The 13,963-nt window shown below is 71.6% G+C and carries 7 protein-coding genes; 4 read left to right on the top strand and 3 right to left on the bottom strand.

Translation table 11 applies throughout. The features are described 5' to 3' along the window. The first annotated feature begins 239 nt into the window (after window positions 1–239). Window positions 240–2,174 carry an ABC transporter ATP-binding protein gene (locus tag AS029_RS03140; protein WP_058231104.1) on the top strand — a complete coding sequence of 645 codons (1,935 nt, stop codon included), beginning with the start codon at window positions 240–242 and terminating at the stop codon, window positions 2,172–2,174. A 1,308-nt stretch (window positions 2,175–3,482) separates the two neighbouring features. On the opposite strand, the gene AS029_RS03135 is transcribed toward AS029_RS03140, so the two are convergent. Further along, on the bottom strand, window positions 3,483–5,366 hold the full coding sequence (locus tag AS029_RS03135; protein ID WP_058231103.1) for a phosphoenolpyruvate carboxykinase (GTP): 1,884 nt from the start codon (window positions 5,364–5,366) through the stop codon (window positions 3,483–3,485). Window positions 5,367–5,483: 117 nt separating this feature from the next. Between AS029_RS03135 and AS029_RS03130 the strand changes: the two genes are divergently transcribed. Beyond that, complete coding sequence (locus tag AS029_RS03130; protein ID WP_058231102.1) at window positions 5,484–6,923, top strand: helix-turn-helix transcriptional regulator; 1,440 nt, start codon at window positions 5,484–5,486, stop codon at window positions 6,921–6,923. A gap of 152 nt (window positions 6,924–7,075) precedes the next feature. Here AS029_RS03130 and AS029_RS03125 read toward each other — a convergent pair whose 3' ends face one another. Both AS029_RS03125 and AS029_RS03120 read right to left on the bottom strand, forming a co-directional pair. Next, complete coding sequence (locus tag AS029_RS03125; RefSeq protein ID WP_058231101.1) at window positions 7,076–8,548, bottom strand: NAD-dependent succinate-semialdehyde dehydrogenase; 1,473 nt, start codon at window positions 8,546–8,548, stop codon at window positions 7,076–7,078. A 395-nt stretch (window positions 8,549–8,943) separates the two neighbouring features. Then, complete coding sequence (locus AS029_RS03120; RefSeq protein WP_058231100.1) at window positions 8,944–10,827, bottom strand: FAD-dependent monooxygenase; 1,884 nt, start codon at window positions 10,825–10,827, stop codon at window positions 8,944–8,946. Window positions 10,828–10,924: 97 nt separating this feature from the next. Here AS029_RS03120 and AS029_RS03115 point away from each other — a divergent pair, with 97 nt between their 5' ends. Together AS029_RS03115 and AS029_RS03110 are read left to right on the top strand one after the other, a co-directional pair. Further along, entirely contained in the window at window positions 10,925–11,629 is a 705-nt protein-coding gene (locus tag AS029_RS03115; protein ID WP_058231099.1) for an IclR family transcriptional regulator, read from the top strand. A 242-nt stretch (window positions 11,630–11,871) separates the two neighbouring features. Next, window positions 11,872–13,923: a primary-amine oxidase gene (locus AS029_RS03110; protein WP_058231098.1), complete on the top strand. Its 2,052-nt coding sequence runs from the start codon at window positions 11,872–11,874 to the stop codon at window positions 13,921–13,923. The last annotated feature ends 40 nt before the right edge of the window (window positions 13,924–13,963 follow it).

Here is a 13,963-nt window from a genome sequence, read left to right as displayed (position 1 = left end):
GGGAGGTGGCGGGGCGCTCGGGGGCTTCTGGCAGGAGGTGTGCACCAGCCGCCTGTCCCCCCGACTCCCCCCTCCACCTGCGCGGCCCGGGCCGGCGCGAGCACACCTCCTGCACAACGCTGCGGACCGGCGCTGACGCTCCGCGCCGGTGCAGCCACAGCAGGAGTTGTGCACTGCGGCCCGCGCATAGCGACGGGAGGTACGGTCGAAGCAACCCCATTTCCTTTCCCGAGGTCTGCATGTCTTCTCCCGCTCCCGCGCGCGGTCGACGCGGCCGCCGCGTGCCCGAGGGCCCGCGCGCGTCGTTCCGTCAGCTGCTGCCCTTCCTGCTCGAGCACAAGCGCACGCTCGCCGTCGTCGCGGTGCTGAGCGTGCTGGGCGCGGCCGCCACGCTGGCGCAGCCGCTGCTCGTGGGCGAGGTCATCTCGCGGGTGCAGAACGCCGTGCCGCTCGGGGCCCTGGTGTGGTTGCTCGTGGGCTTCGTCGTGCTGTCGTCGATCATCTCGGGCTTCCAGCACTACCTGCTGCAGCGCACCGGCACGGCGGTGGTCTACTCGTCGCGCAAGCGGCTGATCGCCCGCATCCTGCGCCTGCCCGTCAGCGAGTTCGACGCCCGCCGCACCGGCGACCTCGTCTCGCGGGTCGGCACCGACACGACCTTGCTCTACGCGGTGCTCACCCAGGGGTTCGCGGATGCCGTGGGCAACGCGCTCATCCTCATCGGTGCCGTGATCGCCATGGCGTTCATCGACCCGCTGCTGCTCGTGCTCATCATCGTGGTCGTCGGCGCCTCGCTCGCGGTGGTCGTGCTGCTGAGCACGCGCATCCGCTCGGCATCCGCCGTCCAGCAGGCGAAGGTCGGCGAGCTGTCGTCGGGCGTCGAGCGGGCGGTGGGCTCCATCCGCACCATCCGCGCCGCCGGCGCCACCGAACGCGAGATCGCGGCGGTGACCGAGACCGCCACTGCCGCGTACGCCGCGGGCGTGCGCATCGCGCGCGTGTCGGCGCTGATCGTGCCCATCGCCTTCGTCGCCCTGCAGGTGTCGCTGCTGGTCGTGCTGGGTGTGGGCGGGTATCGGGTGGCTTCCGGCGCCATCGACGTCGCCTCTCTCGTCACGTTCGTGATCTTCCTCTTCCTGCTCGTGCAGCCGCTCGCCTCGGCGATCGGGGCCATCACCTCGGTGAACCAGGCGCTGGGCGCGTTGGGCCGCATCCAGGAAGTGCTCGACCTGCCCCTCGAAGACGACGGCGACCGGGTGCGCGCGAGCACGCCGGCCGGTGCCGTTTCACAGCCGCAGGCACCCGCCGCGACCGGAGACGCCGTCACGGCGCGCGGATCGCGGGCGACGGATGCCGCGGCGATCGAGTTCCGTCAGGTACGGTTCCGCTACCCCGACCACGTCGTCAAGGCGCGCGAAGCCGCCGCGAAGGAAGCGCGCTCCGTGCTGGCCGACGTGCATCTCGACACCGGCGAGCTGCCGGCCGAGACCGATCACGAGGTGCTGCGGGGCGTGTCGTTCACCGTTCCGCGCGGGTCTCGGGTCGCGCTGGTCGGCCCGTCGGGCGCGGGCAAGAGCACGATCCTCTCGCTGGTCGAGCGGTTCTACGACCCCACCGACGGCAGCGTCCTCATCGACGGCGTCGACGCCCGCGACCGGTCGCGCGACGAACTGCGCGCACGCTTCGGATACGTCGAGCAAGACGCCCCCACGCTCGCCGGCACGATCGCCGACAATCTGCGCCTCGCCTCCCCCACGGCATCCGATGCCGACTGCGAGCGGGTGCTGCGCGCCGTGAACCTCGGCGACGTGCTCGAGCGCAACCCGCTCGGCGTCGACGCGCCGGTGGGCGAAGACGGCGTCATGCTGTCGGGCGGCGAGCGTCAGCGCCTGGCGATTGCGCGAGCGCTGCTGGCCGCTCCCCCGGTGCTGCTCCTCGACGAATCGACCTCGTCGCTCGACGGCGTCAACGAACAGCGCATGCGCGAGGCCATCGACGCCGTCGCGACCGACCGCACGCTGCTCGTGATCGCGCATCGGCTCTCGACGGTCGTCGACAGCGACCTCATCGTCGTGCTGCAAGACGGCCGCGTCGTCGGTCAGGGTACGCACAGCGAGCTCGTGGCATCCACTCCCCTGTACCGGGATCTCGCGAAGCACCAGCTTCTGGTCTGACGCGGGCGGGGCCGTCGCGGGGGCCGCGCCCACGCTCTCGGCCCTCCCCCGCCCCTTCTGCAGGCCCCTTCTCCGCGCCTCCGGGGCTCCGCCGTTGCTCCGCCGGTGGTGACTTCGGCCTTGTGCACGCGAAACGGGGCTGTGGCGGTACCGTTCCCGCAAGTCACCGCCGCGCCGGCTCACCGCCCACGGCGCGCGCCCATGGCCCGGGCCCGCGCCCGACGGCCACACCGACAGCCCGGCCCCGCTCCCCACTGCCACGTCCGGGCCCACGGCCCGGGCCCACGCCCACGCCCACGCCCACGGTGGGGCCTCACCCCGATGACTCGCGCCGCGTGCACGGCGGAGGGCGCCTTGCGCGAGCACAAGGCGCAAGTCAGCGTTGAATGGGCACACGGCACAGGGCCGCGGCGCGCGGCTACGGCCCACGGCCCACGGCCCGGGCCCACCCCGATGACTCGCGCCGCGTGCACGGCCTACGGCGCCTCGCGCGAGCACAAGGCGAAAGTCATCCAGGAAAGGGCACACGGCACCGGGGATGCGCGCGGCTATGGCCCACGGCCCACGGCCCGGCCCCACCCCGATGACTTGCGCCGCGTGCACGGCGGAAAGCGCCTCGCGCGAGCACAAGGCGCAAGTCAGCGTTGAATGGGCACACGGCACCGTGCGGGTCGCGCGGCTACGGCCCACAGCCCGGCCCCACCCCGATGACTTGCGCCGCGTGCACGGCGGAGGGCGCTTCGCGCGAGCTTAAGGCGCAAGTCAGCGATGAGAGAGCGCACGGCACAGGGCCGCGGCGCGCGGCTACCGCCCACGGCGGGGCCCCGATGACTCGCGCCGCGTGCACGGCGGACGGCGCCTCGCGCGACCACAAGGCGAAAGTCATCCAGGAAAGAGCACACGGCACCGGGGATGCGCGCGGCTACGGCCCACGGCCCGGCCCCACCCCGATGACTTGCGCCGCGTGCACGGCGGAGAGCGCCTCCCGCGAGCACAAGGCGCAAGTCAGCGAGGGAAGGGCGCACGGGCGCACGGCCGGGGACACCCGAACGCACGGGCGGGGGCGCGCGGAGCGGCGGCACCACGACCCCGGCGCCGCACAACGACCGCGCGGAACGAACCCGCCGGCCGCGCCGGGCACCGCGGGGCGAACCCGCCGGCCGCGCCGGGCACCGCGGGGCGGACCCGCCGGACGCGCCGGGCACCGCGGGGCAGGACGACGCCCCCTCCGCGCGCCAAGAACGGAAGGGGCGTCGAGTCGAGACGCTCGCTCCGCCGCCGCGCATCGGCGGGGCGGAGCGAGCGGAATCAGGCCCGCTGCAGGCGGTAGCGCAGAGCGGCGAGCTCGGCGCGCAGCGCGGCCGGCAGGTGCGAGCCGAAGGTGTCGTAGAACTCCTCGGTCAGATCGGCCTCGGCCAGCCACGATGCCGTGTCGATCGAGAAGAGCTCGTCGAGGTCGGCCGCGGGCAGATCCAGGCCCGAAAGCTCCAGGTCTTCGACGCGGGGCAGGCGTCCGATCGGGCTGTCCACGGCATCCACCTGTCCGTCGACGCGGCGGATGATCCAGTCGATCACGCGGGCGTTGTCGCCGAATCCGGGCCACAGGAAGCGGCCGTCGTCGCCCTTGCGGAACCAGTTGACCTGGAAGATGCGCGGCGCGCGGTCGAAGCGCAGCTTCTGGCCGACGCTCAGCCAGTGGCCGAAGTAGTCGCCCATGTTGTAGCCGCAGAACGGGAGCATCGCGAACGGGTCGCGGCGGAGTTCGCCGACCGTTCCCTCCTGCGCGGCGGTCTTCTCCGAAGAAACCGTCGAGCCGATGAAGACGCCGTGCGACCAGTCGGTGGCCTCGACGACCAGCGGCACGTTCGTGGCGCGACGGCCACCGAACAGGATGACGTCGAGCGGTACGCCCTGCGGCGCCTCCCAGTCCTCAGCGATCTGCGGGCACTGCGCGGCACCGACCGTGAAACGGGAGTTGGGGTGCGCGGCCGGGCGGCCCGACGCGGGCGTCCACGGGTTGCCCTGCCAGTCGATGAGGTGCGGGGGCGCCTCGTCGGTCAGGCCCTCCCACCACACGTCGCCGTCGGGGCGCAGGGCCACGTTCGTGAAGATCGTGTTGCCCCACAGCGTCTCGATCGCGGTGACGTTGGTGGACTCGCCGGTGCCGGGGGCGACGCCGAAGAAGCCGGCCTCGGGGTTGATGGCCCACAGGCGCCCGTCTTCGCCGGGGCGGATCCAGGTGATGTCGTCGCCGAGGGTCTCGACGCGCCAGCCGGGGATGGTGGGACGCAGCATCGCGAGGTTGGTCTTGCCGCACGCCGACGGGAAGGCCGCGGCCACGTGGTAGGCCTTGCCCTTCGGGTCGATGACGCGGATGAGCAGCATGTGCTCGGCGAGCCACCCCTCGTCGCGGCCGATGACCGAGGCGATGCGCAGCGCGAAGCACTTCTTGGCGAGGATCGCGTTGCCGCCGTAGCCCGAGCCGAACGACCACACCTCGAGGGTGTCGGGGAAGTGCACGATGTACTTCTCGTCGTTGCAGGGCCAGGTGACGTCGGCCTCGCCCGGGGCGAGCGGAGCGCCGACGGAGTGGACCGTCTTCACCCACGGCGCGCCCTGGGCGATCTGCGAGAGCACGGCCGTGCCGACCCGCGTCATGACGCCGATGGATGCCACGGCGTAGGCGCTGTCGGTGATCTGCACGCCGATGTGGCTCAGCGGACCGCCGACCGCGCCCATCGAGAACGGCACGACGTACATCGTGCGTCCGCGCATGGATCCCTCGAAGAGACCGTTCAGCGTCTGGCGGATCTCGGCCGGGGCGATCCAGTTGTTGGTGGGACCGGCATCCTCTTCGCTCTCGGACGCGATGTAGGTGCGCGACTCGAGGCGGGCGACGTCGCCGGGGTGCGAGCGGGCCAGGTACGAACCCGGACGCCACTCGGGGTTGAGTTTGATGAGCTTGCCCTCGTCGACCATCTCGCGCAGCAGCACGTCGTTCTCGGCGGCCGAGCCGTCGACCCAGTGGATGCGGTCGGGCTGGGTGAGCGCGGCGACCTGGTCGACCCACGCGGTGAGGGCGGAGAGACCCGGGCCCTCGACGGCCGGACGGACTCCGTAGCCGGGGCGGGGAGTGCGAGCGGCGGGCGCGGCGGTGCGCGGGGTGGAGCTGAAGATGTCGGCGAGAGCCATGTCGTTCTCCTCGGTTGAGAGCAAACTCGGTGTCGTTCCTCCATGGTGGAGCCTTGCAAACCAACTTTCCGGCGAATTTTGGTGTAAGAACATCGATTCTTTCGATATGGTCAAGGAATGGCGTCGACCTTCGAACTCACCACCCTGGGCCATCGCATCCGGCATCATCGCCTCGCCCGAGGTCTGACGCTCGACGAACTGGGCGCACTGGTGGGAGTGGCGGGCAGTCAGCTGAGCCTCATCGAGAACGGCAAGCGCGAACCCAAGCTGTCGCTCCTGCAGGAGATCGCCCGGGCGACCGAGACGGAGGTCGCCGAGCTGCTGTCGACCGAACCGCCCAACCGACGGGCGGCCCTCGAGATCGAACTCGACCGGGCGCAGACCAGCCCGTTCTTCCGGCAGCTCGGCATCCCTCCCGTCAAGGTCACGAAGGGCACGAGCGACGACACGATCGAAGCCGTGCTCGGACTGCACCGCGAACTCCAGCGCCGCGAGCGCGAGACCATCGCGAGCCCGGAGGAGGCCCGCCGCGCCAACACCGAGTTGCGTCTGAGGATGCGGGACATGTCGAACCACCTGCCCGAGATCGAACGCCTCGCCGAGAAGCAGCTCAAGGCGGCCGGGCATGCGACCGGCGCCCTCACGCACCGCACGGTCAGCATCATGGCGGAGCAGCTCGGCTTCGAACTGATCTACGTCAGCGACCTGCCGCATTCGGCCCGCTCGGTCACCGACATCGAGAACGGCCGCATCTATCTCCCCCCTGCCTCCATCCCCGGCGGGCACGGCCTGCGCTCGATGGCCCTGCAGGCCATGGCGCACCGTCTGCTCGGGCATCGCCCGCCCACCGACTACGCCGACTTCTTGCAGCAGCGCCTCGAGATCAACTATTACGCCGCGTGCTGCCTCATGCCCGAGACGAGCTCGGTCGCCTTCCTCACGCAGGCAAAGAAGGACCGCAACCTCGCCGTCGAGGACTTCCGCGACGCCTTCGGGGTGACGCACGAGGCGGCGGCCATGCGCATGACCAACCTCATGACGACGCACCTCGGCATCCATCTGCACTTCCTGCGCGTCGACGGCGACGGCGCGATCTCCCGCGTCTACGAGAACGACGGACTCCCCCTGCCGACCGATGTCACCGGATCGGTCGAGGGACAGGTGGTCTGCAAGAAGTTCTCGGCGCGGTCGGCGTTCGCCGAGCACAACCGCACCACCGAGCACTACCAGTACACCGACACCCCCACCGGCACCTTCTGGTGCTCGACGCAGACCGGCACGACCAGCGACGGCGACTTCTCGATCACCGTCGGGGTGCCCTTCGACGACGCGCGATGGTTCCGCGGACGCGAGACGACGAAGCGCGGGGTGTCGCACTGCCCCGACGAGTCGTGCTGCCGCCGCCCCGACACCGAGGCCGCCGAACGCTGGAAGGGGAAAGCCTGGCCGAGCGCCCGCGTGCACCGGCACATGTTCTCGCCGCTCCCGCGTGGCATGTTCCCCGGTGTCGACGACGCCGAGGTGTTCGCCTTCTTGGACCGGCACGCGGACGGCTGAGTGCCGGGCATCGCACGCGCGAGGCGCCAAGATTTGTCGCTTCGGGAGGCTCGCAAGCGACAAAGCTCGGCGACTCACGCGGAGAGCGGATGGGACGACGGATGCCACGGCCCCGACGCTCGAGAAGGCGCGGGGCCGTGGCATCCGGTGATTCAGGCGTAGGGGTTGGCCGTCAGCGTGTACTTCGTCTGCAGGTACTCGTGGATGCCCTCGTCGCCGCCCTCGCGGCCCAGGCCCGACTGCTTCCAGCCACCGAAAGGCGCCGCGGCGTTCGAGACGACACCGACGTTGAGCCCCATCATCCCGGTCTCGAGCTTGTCGATCATGCGCTGACCGCGCGCGAGCGACTCGGTGAAGACGTACGAGACGAGGCCGTACTCGGTGTCGTTGGCGAGGCGCACGGCGTCGTCCTCGTCGTCGAACGGGATGACGGCGAGCACCGGTCCGAAGATCTCCTCGCGGAGGATGTCGCTCCCCGGCTGCACGTCCGACACGACGGTCGGCTCGAAGAACGTTCCCGGACCCTCCACGGGCGACCCGCCGATGGTGACGGTCGCACCGCGCTCGACGGCATCCCCCACGAGGGTCTTGGCCTTGTCGACGGCGCGGTCGTCGATGAGCGGGCCGATCTGCACGCCCTCTTCGGTGCCGCGGCCGATCTTCATTGCCTGCACGCGTTCGGTGACGCGGCGGGTGAACTCCTCGACCACGCCGCGCTGCACGATGAAGCGGTTGGCGGCGGTGCAGGCCTGGCCGATGTTGCGGAACTTCGCCAGCATCGCGCCCTCGACCGCCTTGTCGAGGTCGGCGTCGTCGAACACGACGAAGGGCGCGTTGCCACCGAGCTCCATCGAGGTGCGCAACACGCCGGGTGCCGCCTGCTGCAGCAGCTTCACGCCCACGGGGGTCGAGCCGGTGAACGAGAGCTTGCGCAGGCGCGGGTCGGAGATGATGCGCTCCGAGACCGGGCCGGTGTTCGTGGTGGTCACGACGTTGACGACGCCCGCGGGCACGCCGGCCTCTTGCAGGATCTGCGCGAAGAACAGCGTCGTCAGCGGGGTGAGGGTCGCGGGCTTGATCACGACCGTGCAGCCGGCGGCGAGCGCGGGCGCGATCTTGCGGGTGGCCATCGCCAGGGGGAAGTTCCACGGCGTGATGAGGTAGCACGGTCCGACCGGGTGCTGCGAGACGATCATGCGGCCGGTGCCCTCGGGGTTCGCGCCGTAGCGGCCCTGGGTGTGGGCGGTGACCTCGCTGAACCAGCGCAGGAACTCCCCGCCGTACCCGACCTCGCCGCGCGCCTCGGCGAGGGGCTTGCCCATCTCGAGGGTCATCAGCAGCGCGACGTCTTCCTTGCGCTCCTGCAGCAGATCGAACGCACGGCGGAGGATCTCGGCGCGCTCCCGTGACGGGGTCGCCGCCCACGACGGGAACGCGTCGGCCGCGGCATCCATGGCGGCGACGCCGTCGTCGACAGTGGCGTCGGCGATCTCGAGGAGCACGTCGCCGGTGGCGGGGTCGTTGACGGCGACCGTCTTGCCGCCGCCGGCCGCGCGCCACTCGCCGTTGATCAGCAGGCCGGTGGGGACGGATGCCAGCAGCTCGCTCTCGCGCGAATCAGTCATGGGTTCTCCTGGATCGGGGCGGGGGTTCCTCGCCCATTCTTCTCAGCACACGGGCGTGCGCCGATATACGTTGCGTACAAGCCGGCCAGCGCGATCGCCGTAGCGGCCAGCGCGGCGGTGCTCGTGCCGGGGCTGGCCCGAGCCGGAGCCGAGGGCAGCGCCGGAGCCGGGGGCAGCGCCGGGGCCAGGCCCCTCTCCGCCGCCCGATAAACGCCCTTTCGAGCGAGACACGGCGCGTGCCGGCGTTTCTCACTCGTGGAAGCGTTTATCGCGAGGGGACAGAGCCGGCCGCAGCGTTGGACCCGGAGCCGGGGCCAGGCCCCTCTCCGCCGCCCGATAAACGCCCTTCCGAGCGAGACACGGCGCGTGCCGGCGTTTCTCACTCGTGGAAGCGTTTATCGCGAGGGGACGGAGTCGGCCGCGACGCGCGCAGCCGCCGGCTCGGCGGATCCCGCGTGCGGCGTCACCGTCGCGGCGAGGAACCGCTCGAGGCCGGCCGGATCGGTCAGCGGCAGCACGTGGGCGACGTACTGGTCGGGGCGCACGATCACCACGGCCCCCTCCGCGCCGATACCGCGCTCGGCGAAGATGTCGCTGCGGGTCCACGCCGACGGCGCGGCGGCGAACACCTTCTCGAGGTCGGTCAGGCCGAGCGGTCCCGAGCGGGGGCGGAACAGCGACGGCACGTCGACGACGTCCTCCCAGCGCCCCGGGTAGATCGCCTTGACGTCGAAGACCGCGTCGAGGTCGGCACCGGCGGGGGTGAATCGCTCGACGATCGCGTGCGCTTGCGACGCCCACGCCGCCAGCGCCGAGCCCGCGGCATCCGCGAAGGCGTAGATCCGCCAGCGCCCGTCCGCGCGCGCGTGGTGACCGAGGTGCACGGGGTTGCCGTCGCACACCCGCACGACCTCGACGCTCTGGAAACGCTTGCCGACGGGGAATCCGGATGCCAGCTCCTGCGCCGCATCCGCCGCGACGATCCGCGACGGGGCGTAATGCGTGCCGAAACCGGAGGGGAACTCGGCGGTGGCGAGATAATAGGTCGCGAGCTCGTCGGGGTCGGTGATCTCGCCGGGCTTGCGGGCCATCAGCGACGACCACTCGCGGTCGAAATCGATGAGCTGCTGGGCGACGGGGCGGCGCTCGGCGTCGTAGGTGCGCAGCAGTTCGGCGGGGGCGAGACCGGTGAGCACGTGCCCGAGCTTCCAGCCGAGGTTGAAGCCGTCCTGCATCGAGACGTTCATGCCCTGGCCCGCCTTGGCGCTGTGGGTGTGGCAGGCATCTCCGGTGAGGAAGACGCGGGGGTGGTCGAGGTCGTCGACGAACTGGTCGGTCACCCGGTGACCCACCTCGTAGACGCTGTGCCAGGCGACCTGCATCACGTCGATCGTGTAAGGGTGCAGGATCTCGTTCGCCCGGGCGATCACCTCCTCGATCGGGGTCTGGCGCACGCGGTGGTCGTCGTCCTCCGCCACCTCGCCGAGGTCGATGTACATGCGGCTGAGGTACCCGCCCTCGCGCGGGATGTGCAGGATGTTGCCGGCCGCCGCATTGATCGCGCACTTGATGCGCCAGTCGGGGAAGTCCGTCTCGACGAGCACGTCCATCACGCCCCAGGCGTGGCGGGCGGCCGCCCCTACGTGCGTACGGCCGATCGCCTGGCGCACACCGCTGCGCGCACCATCGCAGCCGACCACGTACTTCGCGCGGATCGTGCGCTCCCCCGACGCCGTGCGCACGCGCACCTCGACGTCGTCGGCGCCGACGATGAGCCCCGCGAACTCCACCCCGTAATCGGGTGCGATGCGCGCGGGTCCGTGGGCGGCGGCCTCGGCGAAGTAGTCGAGCACGCGCGCCTGGTTCACGATCAGGTGCGGGAACTCGCTGATCTTGTAGCCGTAGTCCTCGGTGCGGGCCGTGCGGATGATGCGCTGCGGGTCGTCGGGGTCGGGGGCCCAGAAGTTCATCCAGCCGATGTTGTAGGCCTCGGCGGTGATGCGGTCGGCGAAGCCGAACGCCTGGAAGGTCTCGACGCTGCGCGGCTGGATGCCGTCGGCCTGACCGAGCGCGAGGCGCCCGTCGCGCTTCTCGATGAGACGGGTGGTGAGCTGCGGGAACTGCGACAGCTGCGCGGCGAGCAGCATGCCCGCCGGGCCCGACCCGACGATGAGCACGTCGACGTCGTCGGGCAGCTCGGTCGGGCGGTCGAGCCCGGTACCGGCGGCGTTCTGCACGCGCGGGTCACCCGAGACGTAACCGTGGTGATGGAACTGCATCGTTTCTCCTGACGTCGATGTCGGGCTTGCCGCGAAAGGTGGCATGTTCTATATTCGAACACACCGTTCCGCTATCGAACGAGAGGTTAGCCGACCCATGCCCCCTCGGCAAGATGCGCCGCCCGCGTCGCAGACGTTGAGCCGCGGCATCCGTCTGCTCGAAGAACTCGCTGACGCCCGCGCGCCGCTGACGATCGACGACCTCGCCGCTCGTGTCGAGCTGCATCGATCGGTCGCCTATCGGCTGTTGCGCACGCTCGAAGACCACGGGCTCGTGACGAGGGATGCCGCGGGCGCGGTGCGCCTGGGAACGGGCCTCGCCGCACTGGCCGCGGGCGTGGCCGCCGACCTGCAGGCCGAGGCCCTGCCGGAGCTCACGGCCGCAGCCAACGACCTGGGCATGACGTGCTTCCTCGTCGTGCTGGACCACGATGAATGCGTGACGCTCGCGAGCGTCGAACCGCGGCACGCGGTGACCGCCGTGGCGCAGCGGCCGGGGGCACGGCATCCGGTGACCCGGGGCGCGCCCGGACGCGCGATCCTCGCCCAGCTCCCGCCGCGGCGCTGGCCCGACGACGTCGACGCCCGTCTCGCCGCCGAGGTCGCGGATGCCGCGGAGCGCGGGTGGGCGGTCAGCCACGACGAGGTGGTGCCGTCGCTGCGCGCGGTGGCGGTGCCGCTGGCCGTGCAGGGGCGCGAGCCCGCGGCGATCGCGGCGGTCCACGTCGCGGCGGATGCCGACGATGCCGCCATCGCCGCCCGCCTGACGGCCGCCGCGGCGGCGATCCGCCAGGCGCTCTGACCCGTCCCGGCTCCCGCCTCCCAACGCGCGTCCCGGCTCCCGCCTCCCCGCGTGAGGGGTCAATTCTTGTCGCCTGGCACGACCCGAAGCGACGAAGATCGACCCCTCACGCGTGACGCGAGGGCCCGCGCGAGGCGAGGGCCCGCGCGAGGCGAGGGCCCGCGCGCGCTGACATCCGGTGTGCGCGGGCAGTCAACGCGCGAGGACACGGCCGGGTGAGAGTGGATGCCGGAGGCCCCACCATGCACGATCACGCACACGCCGTCCCCGACCAGGCGATGGAGAACCCCGACCTCGAGCGCGCGGCGGACGCCGCTGTCCCGCGGGGACGCGCCCCGGGCACCGGTCCCGCCGTCCACCCCCTCGACCCCCTCGCCGCGGAGGAGATCGAGCGCACGCGCGACATCCTCGTGGCCGCGGGGCTGCTCGGCGAGAGCGTGCGCGTGCCCATGCTGCTGCCCGCCGAGCCCGACAAGAAGGCCGTGGCCTCGTGGCATCCGGGAGACCCGATCGACCGCCGCGCCGACGTCACCCTGCTCGACACCGCGACCGGCGAGGTGACCGAGGCCATCGTGTCGATCAGCGCGGGCGTGGTGGTGCAGAGCCGCAGCTACCCCGCCGACACCTCGCCCTACGGCCAGCCGCAGTACCTCTTCGAGGAGTACGAGCGCGCCGCCGAGCTGGCCAAGGCCTCGCCCCAGTGGCGCGCCGCGATGCAGCGCCGCGGCCTCGCCGACCGCATCGACCTCGCGTTCTGCTCGCCCCTGGCCCCCGGCTTCGTCGGGCGCGAGAACGAGGTCGGGCGCCGCGTCATCCGGTCGCTGACGTTCCTGCGCGACAGCGAGGACGACATCGCCTGGGCGCACCCCGTCGAGGGGCTCATCGTGCACATCGACCTCACCGCGAACCGCGTGATCGGCATCGAAGACGAGGGCGACGTGCCCGTCCCCGCCGGCAGCGGGCGGTACGACCCCGCGGCCACCGGCCCCGCACGCACGACGCTCAAGCCGATCGAGATCACCCAGCCCGAGGGCCCGAGCTTCCACGTCGAGGGCTCGCACGTGCAGTGGGAGAACTGGACGCTGCGCGTCGACTTCAACGCCCGCGAGGGACTCGTGCTGCACGACGTGCGCTTCGACGACCGCCCGGTGCTCTCGCGCGCGAGCGTGCCCGAGATGGTCGTGCCCTACGGCGACACGAGCAACACCCGGTTCTGGATCAGCTACTTCGACGCCGGCGAGTACCTGCTCGGCAAGAACGCCAACCACCTCGAACTCGGATGCGACTGCCTCGGCGTCATCCACTACTTCGACGGCCACGTCGCCGACGACCACGGGCACGCCATGCGCATCCCGAACGCGGTCTGCATGCACGAGGAGGACTACGGCGTGCTCTGGAAGCACACCGAGCCCGGTCCGGTCGGCTCGCACGTGCGGCGGTCGCGACGTCTCGTGGTGTCGTACTTCGCCACGATCGGCAACTACGACTACGGCTTCTTCTGGTACTTCTACCTCGACGGGTCGATCCAGGTCGAGGCCAAGGCCACCGGCATCGTGTTCGTCGGCGGCGGCGTGCCCGGCTCGACCAACCGCCACGCGCCCGAGATCGCCCCCGGCGTGTTCGCGCCCGTGCACCAGCACCTGTTCTCGGCGCGCCTCGACATGGCGATCGACGGCGACGAGAACCGGTTGTTCGAGGTGGATGCCGTGCGCATCCCGATGGGCGAGGACAACCCCTTCGGCAACGCCTTCACGTGGTCGCACACACCGCTGCGCACCGAGCAGGAGGCGCAGCGCGAGGCCGACACCTCGGTCGCGCGCGTGTGGGAGGTGCAGTCGACCACGCGCACCAACCACGTCGGCAAGCCGACGGCGTACCACCTCATCCCGGAGCCGACGGCTCTGCTGATGGCGGACCCGGCTTCCACGGTCGCCGCACGCGCGGCCTTCGCCACCAAGCACCTGTGGGGCACCGCCTACGACCCCGAGGAACGCTGGCCCGCCGGCCGCTTCCCGAACGCGCACGCCGGCGGGGCGGGCCTGCCCGCCTACACGGCCGACGACCGCTCCATCGACGGCGCCGACCTCGTGCTGTGGCACACGTTCGGCCTCACCCACGTGCCGCGCCCCGAGGACTGGCCGATCATGCCGGTCGACTACGCCGGATTCTGGCTCAAGCCCTACGGCTTCCTCGACCGCAATCCCGCGCTCGACCTGCCCGAGTCGTCGCAGGCGCACGCGGAGGGCGGCGGGTCCTGCTGCGGCGGGGGCGACGCCTGCCACTGCGGGCACTGACCGTCTCGCGGGGCCGCGCCGCGGCATCCTGATCCGCCCG

This window comes from Microbacterium enclense (assembly GCF_001456955.1).
In the GTDB taxonomy this organism is placed as follows: Bacteria; Actinomycetota; Actinomycetes; order Actinomycetales; family Microbacteriaceae; genus Microbacterium; species Microbacterium enclense.
Note: the sequence above shows the minus strand (reverse complement) of the source record. Positions and strands in the feature narration are given on the sequence as shown.

Excerpts from the sequence above, each read along its gene's own strand:
- AS029_RS03110 (WP_058231098.1), top strand. The coding sequence starts at position 11,872 with ATGCACGATCACGCACACGCCGTCCCCGACCAGGCGATGGAGAACCCC.
- AS029_RS03135 (WP_058231103.1), bottom strand. The coding sequence starts at position 5,366 with ATGGCTCTCGCCGACATCTTCAGCTCCACCCCGCGCACCGCCGCGCCC.
- AS029_RS03130 (WP_058231102.1), top strand. The coding sequence starts at position 5,484 with ATGGCGTCGACCTTCGAACTCACCACCCTGGGCCATCGCATCCGGCAT.
- AS029_RS03115 (WP_058231099.1), top strand. The coding sequence starts at position 10,925 with ATGCCCCCTCGGCAAGATGCGCCGCCCGCGTCGCAGACGTTGAGCCGC.
- AS029_RS03120 (WP_058231100.1), bottom strand. The coding sequence starts at position 10,827 with ATGCAGTTCCATCACCACGGTTACGTCTCGGGTGACCCGCGCGTGCAG.
- AS029_RS03140 (WP_058231104.1), top strand. The coding sequence starts at position 240 with ATGTCTTCTCCCGCTCCCGCGCGCGGTCGACGCGGCCGCCGCGTGCCC.
- AS029_RS03125 (WP_058231101.1), bottom strand. The coding sequence starts at position 8,548 with ATGACTGATTCGCGCGAGAGCGAGCTGCTGGCATCCGTCCCCACCGGC.